Annotated in this window: 15 protein-coding genes; 8 read left to right on the top strand and 7 right to left on the bottom strand. The window is 53.1% G+C overall.

Annotation, left to right across the window (positions count from 1 at the left end):
- Positions 1-76 precede the first annotated feature (76 nt).
- The 4 genes from WNY38_RS09255 (at position 77) to WNY38_RS09240 (ending at position 3771) form a co-directional block, all read left to right on the top strand.
- Complete coding sequence (locus WNY38_RS09255; protein ID WP_342857054.1) at positions 77-991, top strand: pirin family protein; 915 nt, start codon at positions 77-79, stop codon at positions 989-991.
- Positions 992-1217: 226 nt separating this feature from the next.
- Entirely contained in the window at positions 1218-1853 is a 636-nt protein-coding gene (locus WNY38_RS09250; protein WP_342857053.1) for an SH3 domain-containing protein, read from the top strand.
- 24 nt (positions 1854-1877) lie between these two features.
- On the top strand, positions 1878-2867 hold the full coding sequence (locus WNY38_RS09245; RefSeq protein WP_342857052.1) for a hypothetical protein: 990 nt from the start codon (positions 1878-1880) through the stop codon (positions 2865-2867).
- A 25-nt stretch (positions 2868-2892) separates the two neighbouring features.
- Positions 2893-3771: a cation diffusion facilitator family transporter gene (locus tag WNY38_RS09240; protein WP_342857051.1), complete on the top strand. Its 879-nt coding sequence runs from the start codon at positions 2893-2895 to the stop codon at positions 3769-3771.
- Positions 3772-3798: 27 nt separating this feature from the next.
- On the opposite strand, the gene WNY38_RS09235 is transcribed toward WNY38_RS09240, so the two are convergent.
- From WNY38_RS09235 to WNY38_RS09215, 5 genes are all read right to left on the bottom strand, one after another.
- The gene (locus tag WNY38_RS09235; protein WP_342857050.1) at positions 3799-5814 is read right to left on the bottom strand and encodes a M3 family metallopeptidase; all 2016 of its coding nucleotides are present in this window, start codon (positions 5812-5814) and stop codon (positions 3799-3801) included.
- Positions 5815-5866: 52 nt separating this feature from the next.
- Entirely contained in the window at positions 5867-6907 is a 1041-nt protein-coding gene (gene moeB, locus WNY38_RS09230; RefSeq protein ID WP_342857049.1) for a molybdopterin-synthase adenylyltransferase MoeB, read from the bottom strand.
- A gap of 3 nt (positions 6908-6910) precedes the next feature.
- Entirely contained in the window at positions 6911-7378 is a 468-nt protein-coding gene (gene dut / locus WNY38_RS09225; protein ID WP_342857048.1) for a dUTP diphosphatase, read from the bottom strand.
- The gene (coaBC, locus tag WNY38_RS09220) at positions 7375-8574 is read right to left on the bottom strand and encodes a bifunctional phosphopantothenoylcysteine decarboxylase/phosphopantothenate--cysteine ligase CoaBC (protein ID WP_342857047.1); all 1200 of its coding nucleotides are present in this window, start codon (positions 8572-8574) and stop codon (positions 7375-7377) included. The genes dut and coaBC overlap by 4 nt, the downstream gene beginning before the upstream one ends.
- A 76-nt stretch (positions 8575-8650) precedes the next feature.
- Positions 8651-9532: an RNA polymerase factor sigma-32 gene (locus WNY38_RS09215; protein WP_342857046.1), complete on the bottom strand. Its 882-nt coding sequence runs from the start codon at positions 9530-9532 to the stop codon at positions 8651-8653.
- 131 nt (positions 9533-9663) lie between these two features.
- Between WNY38_RS09215 and cobU the strand changes: the two genes are divergently transcribed.
- From cobU to WNY38_RS09195, 4 genes are all read left to right on the top strand, one after another.
- The gene (cobU, locus tag WNY38_RS09210) at positions 9664-10212 is read left to right on the top strand and encodes a bifunctional adenosylcobinamide kinase/adenosylcobinamide-phosphate guanylyltransferase (RefSeq protein ID WP_342857045.1); all 549 of its coding nucleotides are present in this window, start codon (positions 9664-9666) and stop codon (positions 10210-10212) included.
- Complete coding sequence (locus tag WNY38_RS09205; RefSeq protein ID WP_342857044.1) at positions 10209-10781, top strand: histidine phosphatase family protein; 573 nt, start codon at positions 10209-10211, stop codon at positions 10779-10781. Before cobU ends, WNY38_RS09205 begins: the two co-directional genes overlap by 4 nt.
- 77 nt (positions 10782-10858) lie before the next feature.
- Complete coding sequence (locus WNY38_RS09200; protein WP_342857043.1) at positions 10859-11557, top strand: glutathione S-transferase; 699 nt, start codon at positions 10859-10861, stop codon at positions 11555-11557.
- A gap of 154 nt (positions 11558-11711) precedes the next feature.
- Entirely contained in the window at positions 11712-13223 is a 1512-nt protein-coding gene (locus WNY38_RS09195) for a YifB family Mg chelatase-like AAA ATPase (protein WP_342857099.1), read from the top strand.
- Here WNY38_RS09195 and WNY38_RS09190 read toward each other — a convergent pair.
- Together WNY38_RS09190 and gshB are read right to left on the bottom strand one after the other, a co-directional pair.
- Positions 13193-14092, bottom strand: a complete 900-nt coding sequence (locus WNY38_RS09190) for an alpha/beta hydrolase (RefSeq protein ID WP_342857042.1) — start codon at positions 14090-14092, stop codon at positions 13193-13195. The genes WNY38_RS09195 and WNY38_RS09190 overlap by 31 nt on opposite strands.
- The gene (gene gshB / locus WNY38_RS09185) at positions 14093-15037 is read right to left on the bottom strand and encodes a glutathione synthase (protein WP_342857041.1); all 945 of its coding nucleotides are present in this window, start codon (positions 15035-15037) and stop codon (positions 14093-14095) included.
- Positions 15038-15058 lie beyond the last annotated feature (21 nt).

Genomic DNA, 15058 nt, shown 5'->3' with positions numbered 1-15058 from the left:
ACGCTAGGCCTGTACTTCGATATATTTACTAAATTCACACACATACACATAGTTGTGAAAAGTAAGGAGTACTCTCATGACCTTTCGCCCTGTAAAATCGATTACCGAAGCTCAACCCACCATGGAAGGCGCAGGTGTACATCTGTACCGCGCCTTTGGGTTTCACAAGCCACGTGAATTCGATCCGTTTTTGTTGTTTGACGACTTTCGCAATGATGATCCTGCCAAGTTTGAAAAAGGCTTTCCGTGGCATCCCCATCGCGGGATCGAAACCATCACCTATATTCTAGACGGCGAGGTTGAGCACGGCGATAGCCTTGGGAACCGTGGTGTTTTGGGGGCAGGGTCTGTGCAATGGATGACCGCAGGCTCAGGCATCATGCACCAAGAAATGCCACGCGCGAACACTAATGGGCAGATGCATGGGTTTCAACTTTGGGCCAATTTGCCGTCCAGCTTGAAGATGACAACGCCGCGCTATCAAGACATCCAAGGGTCCGACATTCCAGTCATAACCGACGACGACGGCACAGTGGTCAAGATCGTGACTGGGTCTTTTTGGGGCAAGCGCGGTCCTGTTGACGGCGTCGCAGCCGATCCGTTGTACTTGGACATCTCAATCCCGCCCAACACTCGAAAAACACTGCCAGTTGACACCTATGCCAACACCTTTGCCTATATTTTCGCAGGAACGGGCACCTTTCGCGATGCTTCAATGCCCTACGGCGTACGTGTGGAGAAAGAGGTTGGCGGCGAGGAGATCAACATTCGCGATATGACTGGGAATCGCTCTTTGGTGAACTTTGACACGGGTGATGAAATTTCGGTGCAGTCAGGCCCGCAGGGCATTAGATTTTTACTTATTTCTGGTCAGCCGATCCAAGAGCCCGTCGCTTGGCATGGACCGATCGTCATGAATACGCAAGATGAACTGCGCCAAGCGATGAAAGATTTGAAAAACGGCACATTCATCCAAGACCAAAGGCATTAAACACCGCTCAAAATAACGGCTGACCCTGACAAACTATACGCAGATGTCTTATGATCGTCGCGTATAATCGAATATGATGTACTAGACAGTATAGTCACCTTAACTTTTTACGATATTGCTGACACAGTAAATCCATCGCAGCTCGGGTATGAATCTCTTGAACGCAGGCGATATTGTATCTAAGTAGCACCTCATCTGTTCGCGACAAAAGTCAGGTCATTTCCAAGTGGAAAAAATCGCTATTCGATCATCCTTGGCGTCAGACCGCGTTGTTCCATTTCGCCAGAACCTGTCCCTGGTCGCGCTTTTGAGCGTGCTCATCTGCTTGATCATCGCTGACGTCGCTCATGCTCAAGGTACGGAAAAGCCCCTTGAACATAGCAAGCCCACCATTGAAACAGCGACGCCTCCGGCCACTGTGAAAAGCGAAAGTGAACGTGGATCTGTCACCAATCTGCCCTTGCCCCGTTTTGTGTCGCTAAAAGCAACAGAAGCAAACGCTCGGCGCGGCCCCTCGTTAAGTCACCGCATTGATTGGGTGTTCAAGCTGCGCGGCTATCCACTGGAAGTGATCGCGGAATACGGCCACTGGCGTCGCGTGCGTGACTTTGAGGATGCAACAGGATGGGTGCATTACACGTTGATTTCAGGCGTGCGCACCGCACTCGTTCAACATGAAACCGTGGACTTACATGTCCGCCCCGATCCATCAAGCAGATTGACCGCACAGGCCGAAAAAGGCGCTGTTTTGCGATTGTTAGAATGCAACATCGATTGGTGCAAAGCGTCGGCAGGCGGTCACAAAGGCTGGCTGAGCAAGACCGGACTTTGGGGCATAGACGCTGATGAAATTCTTGAATGAAACCGTGCAGGATTAAAGATCACCATGGAACAGCTCAAATCGCCATTATCAGCACGTAATATTCCTGTAGGATACAAGTCCGCCGTCATTCATGCCTACGGTAGCTGGCTGGCAGCCCTTTCCGAAAACAAGCATGACTTTTTCACCAAGCTTACCCAAAAACTCGTTCAACAAGGCCTGTCAGCTTATTTGGTGGAAGGCAACAGCCGCACTTCACGCGGGCTTTTGGAGCAATCACACCTTCACATCATCGTGGGCGGCCCTGCGATGTACGGTGCTGGCATTATGCATGCCTTTCCATCCTATCTTTGGGGGTTTTGGTACTTCGATGAAATCGGCCATGGCTGGAACAGCTCTTTGCGGTTTTCGCGCTACTCAAGTGACGAAGTCGATGCGGCAAACTCTGCATTTTTCTTCAACGGCGTCACGGGATACATGCTGCGCGAGAACGTTTCCAAGATAAGCCAAGAGCCCCGCATGGATGCGCCATTGAGATTGGCAACAGCAACCATTTTTTGTCAACCTACCAACTCTGTCAATCCGAGGCACAGTTATTTAACCACCGAACAGATGATTGAAACAGCTTCGACATACGACAAAGACGCATTGGTCTATGTAAAACCGCACCCACATCAGTCGAAATCAAACCGGCGACGCATTTTGGAAATATGCGAAGACTTTCCCAACGTTAAAACAACCGATGCCTCGATACACGACTTAATAGAGGCCTCGCGCGTCGTCATTACGCAAAACTCGACGACAGGCTTTGAGGCATTGATGCAGCGAAAGCCTGTCATCACCTGCGCCAAATCTGATTATTGGCACGCCACATTGACGCCGCGCACAGTCGCCGATCTTCGCGCCGCGATTGAATTTGGTCCAGAGACAATGAGAAATTTCGACTTTGAAGGCTATTTCCATTGGTTCTTGGAGCTGCAATGCCTCGAGCCGAGCAAAGACAATTTCGCCGAGCGCGCATGGGCGCGTGTGCGCGAAAAACTTATGCTTTCCTAAAGACCTTAAAGCCATAATATAGCGCATGCACGCACACACACGCCTTAACATTTCCGCGGGGCTGGCCTCGGTCAGCGTCGCCTTGATATTGGTTTTGGCCAAGTATTGGGCGTTTGAGCATACAGGCGCGCTGTCGATCGCCACCTCCTTGGTGGACAGTGCCTTGGATCTGGTCATGGCACTTGGCGGGTTGATGGCGATTTTTTATGCCGCGCGCCCACCAGACGACGATCACACCTTTGGACACACCTCAGCGGAAGATTTAGCAGCCCTTGGACAATCTGGTTTCATCTTATTGTCGAGCGCCGTTATCGCTTGGTCAGCCATGCAGCGTTTGCTGGCGCCTGCGCCGGTCGAAGTGCAATTTGAGACGCGTGGCATCGCTGTGATGATCGCGTCAATTTTGCTCACTCTGGCCTTGATCGTGTGGCAACGCCGCGTGGCCAAGCGCACGGGTTCTAAAGTGGTTGCCGCAGATAGCCTGCATTATGTTGGCGATTTAATCCCAAACATCGGCGCGATCATCGCGCTGATCGCGGCCTCTGCCTATGATTTACACCGGATCGACAGCGTGGTGGCTCTGGGAGCTGCCGGTATGCTTGCCATCGGTGCATTGCGCATTGGAAAATCCGCGCTAGATGCGCTGATGGACCGCGCGGCCCCTCTTGAGACCATCACCACAATTGAATCCATTGCCGCCAATCATCCGGGCTTGCGTGGCTATCATGATCTAAAAACCCGTATGGCTGGATCAAAGATTTTCGTGCATTTGCACATCGAATTGGACGGCGAACAGACCCTGCGGGAAGCTCATGACATTGGTAAAGCGCTAAAAGCTAAAATCTGTGCGGCCATCCCCAATTGTGATGTGATCATCCATAAAGATGTGGCACGCGACGCCTAACGCGACGCGTGCCAAAAGGATCAAACGTTACGCCAATCCGCGCCCTTTGAGCATAGCCTCGGGGCCCGGCATACGCCCCCGAAAAGCCGTGTAAAGTTGCTCAGGATCCGCAGATCCCCCAGCAGACAGGATATGTGTCTCTAGCAACTCAGCAGTTGTGGCATCAAAGGGCCCTGTTTCTTTGAACGCATCAAACGCATCTGCATCCATGACCTCGGACCACATGTAGGAATAGTAGCCACAGGAATATCCGTCACCGGCAAAGACGTGTTGGAAATGCGGAGCCTCGTGGAACATCGTGGTCGCTTTTGGCATCCCCAGTTGATCCAAAGTCTCGGCCTGCGATTGCATCGGGTCAGCTGGCGCATCGCCGTCGTGAAAGTTCAAATCCGTCAAAGCCGACGCGACATAGCCCACGGTGGTATAGCCCTGATCATAGGTCTGCGCGTCTAACAATCGTTTGAGCATATCGGCAGGCATCGCCTCGCCCGTGTCAGCATGTGTTGCGAATTCTTGTAACACTTCAGGCACTTCCAACCAATGTTCATAAAGCTGGCTTGGCAATTCCACGAAATCGCGTGCCACAGAGGTGCCCGAAATACTTTCATAGGTCACATCAGACAACATCTGGTGCAACGCATGGCCAAACTCGTGAAACAGCGTGCGCGCATCGTCGTAAGACAGCAGATTCGGTTTATCACCCGTAGCTTTGGCAAAGTTACAAACATTCAAAACAATGGGTTTTGTATCGCCACCCAGTTTTTTCTGTGACCGCATCGCCGTACACCAAGCGCCAGAGCGTTTGGACGCACGCGCAAAATAATCGCCAATGAAAACAGCAATATGCTCACCATCGCGTGTGACATTCCAGCCGCGCACGTCCTCGTGGTAAAGCGTCGCATCAAGGGGTTCAAACGCCAAGCCAAACAGGCGTGTCGCACAGGCAAAGGCCGCCTCGATCATCCGGTCCAGTTGCAAATAGGGCTTAAGTTCCGCCTCGTCCAAATCATGTTCGATCTTGCGACGTTTCTCGGAATAGTAACGCCAATCCCACGATTCAAGCGGACCTGTGTGACCATCTGCATGCAACATGTCTTCTAAAATTGCACCGTCTTTTTCGGCTGCAGCCTTAGCCGGAGTCCAGACTTCCATCAACAAATTGCGCACCGCATCAGGCGTCTTGGCCATCTGGGTTTCAAGTTTATAGGTCGCAAAACTTTCATAGCCTAAAAGCTTGGCCCGCTCTTCGCGCAACTTCAAAATCTCAGCCGCATGGCCGCGATTGTCGTTGTCTTTGCCGCGTGCCCCACGTGATTTCCACGCATGAAACACTGCCTCGCGCAGATCGCGGCGTGGTGAGAATTGCAAGAACGGCACGAACAAAGATCGCGATGTGGTCAAACACGGCCCATCCAGTTTCTTAGCAGTCCCCGCCGACTTCATAGCATCGATCACGAAGTCTGGCAGACCATCCAAATCGGCCTCGGTCAGCGCCATGAACCAGTCTGATTCATCGCCCAAAAGGTTCTGCGAAAACTCTGTGCCAAGTGTCGAAAGGCGTGATTTAATCTTGGCAATGCGGCCTTTGTCATCATCCGACAGCTGCGCGCCGGAGCGCACAAAACTGCGGCGTGTCAGCATCAAAACCCGCATTTGTTCCTCGGTGAGGTCCAAATCATCACGCGTATTCCAAAGCGTCTCGATGCGCTCAAAAAGCGCAGAGTTCGCTGTAATCTCAGACGAATAATCCGCCAGAATCGGACCAAAGTCACGTTGCAACTCTTCGCGTGTCTCGTTGCTGTCGGCACCTGCGATGCCATAGAACACGCCTAGGACTTTCGACAAAAGCGCTTCGCAGTTTTCCATCGCTTCAATGGTGTTCTCAAACGTCGGCGCATCCGCGTTCTCAGCAATCGCTTTGATCGCAGCGCGGCCCTCAGCAAGACCAGCCTCGAAAGCGGGCTTGAAATCGGCGTCGGAAATATCGGCGAAAGGCGGCAGGTCGAACGCGGTGTTCCACGGCGTTAGAAACGGATTGGTCATAGGGATCTCCTTTGAAATCAAGCTATGTATGACAACGGTAAAGTAAAAGGGCTCAGCCAGTGCAAACCGGACAATCGGCACGCTTTTTTGTTTTTATCACGCGGGTCTCGACGTAAAGCGCGTCATAGATCATCAAGCGCCCGCCAAGTCCCTGACCTGCACCTGTGATTTGCTTGATCGCCTCCATCGCCAACATAGTCCCTAAGATGCCTGGCAATGGCGCTGCCACGCCGGCCTCAGCGCAGCTTGGCACCATTCCATCAGCGGGTCGATTCGGGAAAACACATTGATAACAAGGCGTATTTTGTGTCGTGTCATAGAGGCTGATCTGGCCTTCCCACTGCGTGATCGCGGCCGATAACAATGGGACGCGCGCGGCAACGCAGTGCGCGTTCACCAAATACCGCGTGTCGAAGTTATCAGAACCATCGATCACCAAATCATACTCGGATACCAGTTCAGCACAGCCGTCATCAAAGCGTCTGTTGTAGGGTTTGACCTCAATAAACGGGTTCTGCGCCCGCATCGCTTTTTCGGCGGAAAACACTTTGGGCATGCCTTGGGATGTGTCCGTATGGATCACTTGCCTCTGCAAGTTAGACGCGTCCACATGATCGTCATCCATTACGCCAATTGTGCCAACGCCCGAGGCTGCAAGATATTGCAACACAGGCGCGCCAAGCCCACCTGCCCCGATCACCAAAACACGCGCGTCTTTGAGTTTGCGTTGCCCAGGCCCGCCAATTTCGCGTAAAATAATGTGGCGCATGTAGCGTTCAAGTTCGACATCGTTGAACCGCGCGTTAGGTTTCGTTTCAGGTTGCGCGGGTTCAACTTGCCCCGCACGCGCGTGCAGCCGTTTGAGCACGGCGCGGTAAAGCGCGATCATCCCAGCCACACCGCCCAAAAGCGCCCATTCTTTGAAACCGCCGCCAAAGGTCACACGCAGGCCGTTATCTACCGGCAACACCGTAACGGCGATCAAAACACCCACATAGAGCATCCCAATCATCATCAGTCGCGCAGACACAGGCACCTTCATCACCGCGCCGATGATCCACAGTACGGTCGCAAGGATAAGCACCAAAGCCATATCTTAAACTGTTCCGGTCGAGCCAAAGCCACCAGCGCCACGCACGGTATTGTCCAACACGTCGCTGAGCTGATAGTCGCCTTGCACCACGGGTGCGACAACAAGCTGAGCAATACGTTCGCCATGAGTGACATGAAACGGCGCAGTGCCGTGATTGATCAACAAAATCCCAACAGGCCCGCGATAATCGGCATCAATTGTACCAGGGGTGTTGACCAAGGAAATCCCATATTTGAGCGCCAGTCCTGAACGGGGGCGTACTTGCACTTCAAAACCCGCGGGTATTTCAATTGCAAACCCCGCTGGGATCAACGCACGGGCACCAGCATCCAAGGTCACGCCTGTCTCGCGCAGATCAAGCGCAAAGTTCGCGCGCACATCTGCACCGGCGGCTTGCACGGTTTCATGCTTGGGCAAGGCGATGTCTGTGTCTGCGCCATCCAACCATTTGATTTTGATCTGAGCCTTCATGGTTTTGTCAGCTCCTTGGCGATACGCTCAGCCAATTTGCGCGCCACTTCCGTTTTGCCCATGCGTGGCCATACGTCAGCACTACCGTTTGAGATCAAGGTTACGGCATTCTCGGACCCGCCCATGATGCCCGTCTCGGGTCTGACATCATTGGCAACGATCCAATCGCAGCCTTTGCGCGCCAGTTTCGAGGTGGCGTTCTCAATGACGTTGTCTGTTTCGGCCGCAAAGCCCACAACCAATTTGGGGCGGTTCTTTTTAGATTGTGAAACGCCTGCCAAAATGTCGGGGTTTTCTGCAAAACTCAGCTCAGGCAATGCCCCGTTTTTCTTTTTGATTTTCGACGTCGCGGGCATTGCCATGCGCCAATCTGCAACCGCGGCTGCAAACACGGCGGCGTCTACCGGCATGGCAGCATCGACGGCCTCTTTCATCTCACGCGCGGTTTCGACCTTGATCACATGGACGCCCAAAGGTGGAGGCGTATCAGCTGGCCCTGTGACAAAAATCACTTCAGCCCCAAGATCACGCAGAGCGCTCGCAATCGCGGTGCCTTGCGCGCCTGATGACCGGTTGGCGATATAGCGCACAGGATCAATCGGCTCATGTGTCGGGCCGGATGTGACCAAAATCTGTTTGTCCTTCAAAGGCCCATCCGTGAGAGCCGCCCGAATAGCGCCGATGATATCAGGGGTCTCAGACAAACGACCAAGTCCGAATTCGCCACAAGCCATGGCGCCTTCGTCAGGGCCGACAAATAAAATGCCATCGGATTTCAGCGTCTCAACATTACGCTGCGTGGCAGCGTGTTCCCACATCCGTACATTCATCGACGGTGCGACCAGCACGCTTTTGTCTGTCGCCAAGAGCAACGTTGAAGCCAAATCATTCGCAAGACCCGCCGCCATTTTACCCAGAAGATCAGCCGTTGCGGGGGCAACAACAATCAAATCTGCCGCACGCGACAATTCGATGTGTCCCATCTCGGCTTCGTCGGTCAGATCAAACAAATCACGGTAAACCTTTTCAGCCGACAAAGCAGAGACCGATAAAGGCGTCACAAATTTTTCAGCAGCTTTGGTTAAAACTGGCACGACCCGCATGCCCTCTTCACGCAGCCTGCGGATCAGCTCTAGCGACTTAAACGCCGCGATCCCACCACCGATGATGAGAAGAATGCTTTTGCCGTGCAACATAGTTGTCCCCTCTGGCTATCCTCCAAAGGTTTAAGCCCGCAGCAGAGCAAACTCAAGTCGCATGGCTCTCAAGCGTTTAGTTCAGCAGTTCAGTCAATGCTTCGCCGTGCCCAGCTAGCGTGATGCGCATTTTACCAAAGGCCGCGACCTCGACCTGACGCACGCGTTCTTTCGACAGTTTCAGTTCGTCACCAAGACTTTCCAGAGTACGTGGTTCATCTGCAAGTTTTCGTGCCGTTAGGATATATCTTTCGCGATCACTGAGTTTGCTCATCGCATCCTTGACCCAAACCTTCAGCTGCGCTTGATCGTGATTTTCCTCAACGATTTCAGTAGTCGTAGCGCCATCGTCAACCAATGTATCAATCCACTCACGACCCTCTTCGTCGCTCGATTGTGTTGCGTTCAGTGAAAAATCAGACCCAGACAAACGTCCGTTCATTGCCTCGACATCACGTACCGGCACACCCAATTCGATTGCAATTTTCTTCATCAGGTCCGCATTTTCGATCGGAGCTCCTGCGGCCAAAGCTTCGCGTTCAAACCGCGCTTGCACGCGACGCATGTTGAAAAATAACGACTTTTGCGCCGATGTGGACCCCGTGCGCACCAAAGACCAATTGCGCATGACGTGATCTTGGACGGAGGCTTTGATCCACCATACAGCATAGGTCGAAAAACGAACGCCACGATCTGGGTCAAATTTCTCTGCCGCTTTCATCAAGCCCAAGGCCGCCTCTTGGATCAAGTCAGGCATCGGCGCGCCATAGCGCTTGAATTTGGACGCCTGCGAAATCGCCAGACGCATATAGGCCGAAATCAACCTGTGCAAAGCGACCTCATCGCGATGATCGCACCACGCGACCGCCAAGGCGTGTTCTGTTTCCGCATCCAGCATCTCGGCTTTCATCGATTTGCGTGCAAACCCGTTGTCGTAAGATGTATCAATGCGTCCCATATCACCCTTGTCCCTTTGTACTTTGTACTTTGTACTTTGTACTTTGTACTTTGACGCTCAACCGTTTGCGGAGCGTTGTTACAAGTGATACGCATAGCGGCGAAGTTTGGATGACAAAAAGAGTCACGATTATGTGTGCAGACATCACCTTAGTTCTTGGCGGCGCGTCTTCTGGCAAGTCTCACTTGGCGGAAAAAATATGTTTTGCCAGTCCCTTACCCCGCATATATATCGCCACGGCACAGGCTTTTGATGATGAAATGCGTGACAAGATTGCGCAACATAAAATTGATCGCGGCAACGCTTGGACCACATTTGAAGCCCCTTTCGAGGTGGATACCGTCTTGCGCGCCATCCCGTCAGACCAAATTGTTTTGCTGGATTGCGCCACACTGTGGTTAACCAACCACCTGTTGGCAGAACACGATATTTCCGATCAAACCGACGCCTTGCTAGATGCTTTGTGCACCTGTGCCAGCCCTGTGATCATTGTATCCAACGAAGTCGGCCAAGGCATCGTGCCAGAAAACAAATTGGCGCGGCATTTTCGGATCGAACAAGGCCGCCTCAACCGACACCTCGCAGAGCGCGCCAATTGCGTGGTAGGCGTGATGGCGGGCCTGCCCTTTGTGCTTAAAGGCGACATGCCCAAGGCTCTGGCGCAGGAGGCAAATTCATGAGCCGGCTCTGGCTGGTCCGCCACGGACCAACACATATGAAAACCTTTGTGGGTTGGACAGATGTACCAGCTGATTTATCAGATACCGCCGCGATTGCGCGCTTGGAAAAGGCCTTGCCCACAGATGTGCCTGTTGTGTCCTCGACGCTGGATCGCGCGATCAAAACAGCGGATGCCATCCAAGGCGCGCGGCCTCGGTTGGCCCATGATCCACGCTTGCGTGAGACGCATTTTGGCGATTGGGAAAACCTGTCTTGGGCACAAATACAAGCGCGCGATGCCGCATTGGCACGCCGCGTTTTTGAAACCCCAGGACATCATGCGCCCCCCGGCGGCGAAAGCTGGCATGATTTTTCCGCGCGGGTTCACAATGGCATTGATGCCATCACGGGCGATGCGATTGTCGTGGCACATATGGGCGTTATTTTAGCCGTTCTTCAGCGCGCTTTGGAATGTTCAGCGTACGAAGCCTTGGGGCATAAAATCGACAACCTATCCGTGACATCAATCACCCGCGCAACCCCTCAGTCACCGACTTGGTCCGCACAAACGATCAATCAAGTACTGTGATGCGGTCCATTTAGAATACTCGTTTCAGCATAGCTGTGACCTGCGTTAACCTGTGTGCGACCCGCAGGAGGCACTTCATGACATACGATTTATTTATTGGCGACAAAGGCTTTTCAAGTTGGTCTTTGCGTGCATGGCTGTTGTTTAAAAAATTCGATATCGATGCAAAGGTCCATCAGGTCGAGCTTTTCACAGGCACAATGAAACAACAGATGGCCGAACTCGCGCCGGCCCGCCTAGTGCCTACAGTGCGCACAGCAGAAGGCTGGATCATCGGCGAAAGCATCGCTATTGTCGAAACACTGGCCGAACGTCATCCAGATGCAGGCATTTGGCCGGATGACCCCGAGGCGCACGTCTATGCGCGTTGGTTGGTGGCGGAAATGCATGCTGGATTTTCAACCCTTCGCAACGATTGCCCAATGCAATTGTTCAAACAAGTTCAAAACTTTAAGGTCTCAGATGCTCTAAGCGCCGACATCGCGCGTCTTGAAGAGTTGCTCGACCGTGCTTTTAATCGTTTTTCTGGAGACCACACATATTCAGGAGGTTGGCTTTTTAGCAAATACTCTGCCGCAGATGCTTTTTACGCCCCAGTTGCAGCGCGTATCGCTGGCTACGAATTGCCAGTCTCAGACCGTTTGTCAGCCTACGTGCGCACCCACTTGAAAGATCCTGCGTTCAAGTCTTGGCGCGCAGATGCCATCGCAGTCGATTACGATCCGTTTCCGTTTAGTCTTGGAATCGACCCAAAACCGTGGCCTGAAGCCGACTAAGTGGCGCAATCCGCAATCCGTTAACCTTTTACTAACCATAAACACGCTACCCCGTTTACATTGGTTAATGCGTTTCAAACTGAGACGTATTGGGTGGTCTCAACAAAATCTGCGATGCAGAGTCTGCGTGGGCCGTTTTAACGGGAGTTCAATGATGATCGCGCGGACTTTTACCGTCGCATTTGAGGGGATAGAAGCGCAGCGCGTCGAAGTACAATGCGCTCTGGCGCCCGGCTTGCCGAACTTCACAATCGTGGGCCTGCCAGACAAGGCTGTCTCAGAAGCCCGCGAACGGGTGCGCGCGACCTTGTCCTCGATGCAAATATCACTTCCATCCAAAAAAATAGTTATCAACATGTCCCCTGCGGATCTGCCCAAAGCTGGATCACATTTCGACTTGCCTATCGTGCTGTCCGTTTTAGCGGCAACGGGCGTCATCCCGCCTGATCGCATTGAGACATGTATGTCTTTGGGAGAATTGTCACTCGACGGAGCCCTTGTTGCGGTCTCCGGCGCGCTTCCAGCCGCATTGAAAGCGGCAGAAATCGGTTGCAACCTTTTATGTCCCAAGTCCTGCGAATCTGAGGCCGCTTGGGTTGGTGCGACACCTGTTTACGGCGCAAGCCATTTGACGGAATTGGTTAAGCATTTGATCGGCGATATGCCATTGCAGCAAGCCAACCCCGGCGAAATTGCAATGCCCCATCACGTCAAATGCCTACGCGACGTGAAAGGCCAGGAAAAAGCCAAGCGCGCTTTGGAAATCGCAGCAGCAGGTCAGCACCATCTGTTTATGGTTGGAACACCGGGGTCTGGTAAATCGATGCTGGCCACGCGCCTGCCCTCGATTCTGCCGCCGCTTAGCGCCAGTGAGGCGCTTGAAACGTCTATTATCCACTCATTATCAGGGCTGATCGGCGAAGGTGGCATAAGTCGTGCACGCCCATTTCGCGAGCCCCATCATACCGCATCTATGGCTGCTATCGTAGGCGGCGGGCGCGGCGCGCAACCCGGCGAAGTGTCTTTGGCGCACAATGGTGTGTTGTTCATGGATGAATTTCCAGAGTTCCCGCGCGGCGTTTTGGAAAGCCTGCGTCAGCCTGTTGAAAGCGGTGAGATCATGGTGGCGCGTGCCAATGCGCATATCAAATACCCTGCGCAGTTCATGTTGGTTGCGGCTGCGAACCCTTGCAAATGTGGTTACTTACCCGATCCTGAGCGCGCTTGCGCCAAAGTGCCCTTGTGTGGATCGGACTATTTAGGACGCATTTCTGGCCCCTTGATGGACCGGTTTGATTTGCGTTTCGAAGTGCCCCCCGTCCAGTTCTCCGATCTAGAACTGCCTCCTTCGGGTGACAGTTCAAAAATCGTAGCCCAGCGCGTGGCCCGCGCGCGTGATGTTCAATTGGCCCGACTGGAGGGCACAGGATTACGCACCAATTCAGAACTTGAGGGACAGTTGCTAGAAGAGTTGGCCACGCCCGATGATGAGGGCAAGGTCATGCTGAGCAAGGCCGCCGAAAAGCTTGGACTGTCCGCGCGCGGTTATCACCGTGTCATGAAAGTCGCGCGCACAATTGCTGATCTCGATCACTCAGACGGCGTACGCCGCCCTCATATCGCCGAGGCACTAAGTTACCGTGTCGTGTCGGGGGTCTCAAACTGATCATCGATAAAGGCATAAAGGTCTTGCAACGCCGCATCTGCTTCGTTCAAACGGTCATGAAACAACTGCCAAACATGGGGCAAATCATGCCACTCTTTTGACACCACAGTTCCACCCTCGGCCCGCAAATGCGCGGCCATGCGACGTCCGTCATCGGCCAAAATTTCGCTGTCACTCCACTGCATGAACACAGGTGGCGCGTTCCTGAATGGGGCAAAAAGCGGTGACGCACGTGGGTCTTGTGGATCGCCGTTGTGCAGATAATGTTTGCGCACCTCGTAAATGCGCTCCACCGGCAAAATCGCATCGGTTTGCGCATTTGTACTCAGTGTACTGCCTTTGAAACTCAAATCCGTCCAAGGCGAAAAGGCAAATGCGGAGCGCGGGCGATGGCCCGTTTCACACAAGTGCGACAAGACGGCCAATGTCAATCCACCGCCAGCGCTATCTCCGCCGATCACTAAGTGATCAGACAAGGGCTCTAACGCTTGGGCAACGGCACAAGCATCGTCAAAGGCGGCCGGAAACGGATGCTCAGGCGCAAGACGGTACGCGGGCAAAATCACTTCAAGTTTGGTCTTGGCCGCAATGGTACCCGCCAGCGCGCAATGCGTCGCGGGCGATCCCATGATATAAGCCCCACCATGCAGATACAAAAGTGTGCCACGGGCGTCTTTTGGTGTCAGTTTGCGGCAAGATATACCGCCGATTTTGACAGTTTCGTCTTTGAGACCCCGCTCGCGCGGGAAGCCCAAGGCCTGTAGTTCAAAGTTTTTCCGCTGCACTTCAACCGTCGGAAGCCATGCTAGTTTACGTTTTTCAACGGTACGCAGCCAAAAGTTCAATACATCGCGGCGACGAAACAACATTTACGCAGACCTCTTTGCCTCGATTGCGACCCAAAGTTTTTCGGCTGTGTTGGTCCCATCAAAGCGTTCCAATTCTTGGATGCCAGTGGGCGAGGTCACATTGATTTCCGTCAGATAGTTGCCGATCACGTCGATGCCGACAAAAATTTGACCTTTTTCGCGCAACAAAGGCCCGATGGCAGCACAGATTTCCAAATCACGCGCGCTTAGCCCGATTTTTTCAGGCCGCCCGCCCACATGCATATTGGACCGTGTTTCGCCTTTTTGCGGCACGCGATTGATCGCACCCACAGGTTCACCATCGACCAATATCACACGTTTGTCGCCAGCAGAGACATCGGGCAGGAATTTTTGAACGATCAAAGGCTCGTTATTGATGCCACAGAACAGCTCATGCAAAGACGACAGGTTTTTATCATCAGGTCCAAGACGGAACACACCAGCCCCACCATTGCCATAAAGCGGCTTCAAAATCACATCGCCATGCTTCGCCTTGAACGCTTTGATCGTGTCCAAATCGCGCGCGATGGTGGTGGGGGGCGTCAGATCAGGGAAATTCAACACCAATAACTTTTCGGGATAGTTGCGCACCCAAAACGGATCATTCACCACCAAAGTCGTCTCTGAAATCATATCAAGCAGGTGCGTGGAAGTGATGTAGCCCATGTCAAACGGTGGATCTTGGCGCAGCCAAACCACGTCATAAGTCGACAGGTCCACTTCGGTCTCATCCCCTAGCGTGTAGTGATCGCCTTCAACCATCTGCACAGTGACAGGCCAGCCGCGTGCGGTGATCTTGCCTTCTTGAAACGCAAGTTTGTCAGGCGTGTAGTAGAACAGCTCATGCCCCCGCGCTTGGGCTTCCAACATAATGCGAAACGTGCTGTCTGCGGTGATATCGATGGGACCGATTGGGTCCATTTGGATGGCGACTTTTAAGGACAAGGCTTTGTCTCCTCACAGGAA

It is taken from the genome of Pacificibacter sp. AS14, assembly GCF_038899935.1.
Taxonomy (GTDB): Bacteria; Pseudomonadota; Alphaproteobacteria; order Rhodobacterales; family Rhodobacteraceae; genus Celeribacter.
The sequence above is the reverse complement of the archived record's forward strand: the minus strand, read 5'-3'. Positions and strand labels throughout refer to the sequence as shown.

Bases quoted from the DNA above. Each gene is read 5' to 3' on its own strand.
- WNY38_RS09255 (WP_342857054.1), top strand. From the start codon at position 77: ATGACCTTTCGCCCTGTAAAATCGATTACCGAAGCTCAACCCACCATG.
- WNY38_RS09245 (WP_342857052.1), top strand. From the start codon at position 1,878: ATGGAACAGCTCAAATCGCCATTATCAGCACGTAATATTCCTGTAGGA.
- WNY38_RS09240 (WP_342857051.1), top strand. From the start codon at position 2,893: ATGCACGCACACACACGCCTTAACATTTCCGCGGGGCTGGCCTCGGTC.
- WNY38_RS09235 (WP_342857050.1), bottom strand. From the start codon at position 5,814: ATGACCAATCCGTTTCTAACGCCGTGGAACACCGCGTTCGACCTGCCG.
- moeB (WP_342857049.1), bottom strand. From the start codon at position 6,907: ATGGCTTTGGTGCTTATCCTTGCGACCGTACTGTGGATCATCGGCGCG.
- dut (WP_342857048.1), bottom strand. From the start codon at position 7,378: ATGAAGGCTCAGATCAAAATCAAATGGTTGGATGGCGCAGACACAGAC.
- coaBC (WP_342857047.1), bottom strand. From the start codon at position 8,574: ATGTTGCACGGCAAAAGCATTCTTCTCATCATCGGTGGTGGGATCGCG.
- WNY38_RS09215 (WP_342857046.1), bottom strand. From the start codon at position 9,532: ATGGGACGCATTGATACATCTTACGACAACGGGTTTGCACGCAAATCG.
- cobU (WP_342857045.1), top strand. From the start codon at position 9,664: ATGTGTGCAGACATCACCTTAGTTCTTGGCGGCGCGTCTTCTGGCAAG.
- WNY38_RS09205 (WP_342857044.1), top strand. From the start codon at position 10,209: ATGAGCCGGCTCTGGCTGGTCCGCCACGGACCAACACATATGAAAACC.
- WNY38_RS09200 (WP_342857043.1), top strand. From the start codon at position 10,859: ATGACATACGATTTATTTATTGGCGACAAAGGCTTTTCAAGTTGGTCT.
- WNY38_RS09195 (WP_342857099.1), top strand. From the start codon at position 11,712: ATGATCGCGCGGACTTTTACCGTCGCATTTGAGGGGATAGAAGCGCAG.
- WNY38_RS09190 (WP_342857042.1), bottom strand. From the start codon at position 14,092: ATGTTGTTTCGTCGCCGCGATGTATTGAACTTTTGGCTGCGTACCGTT.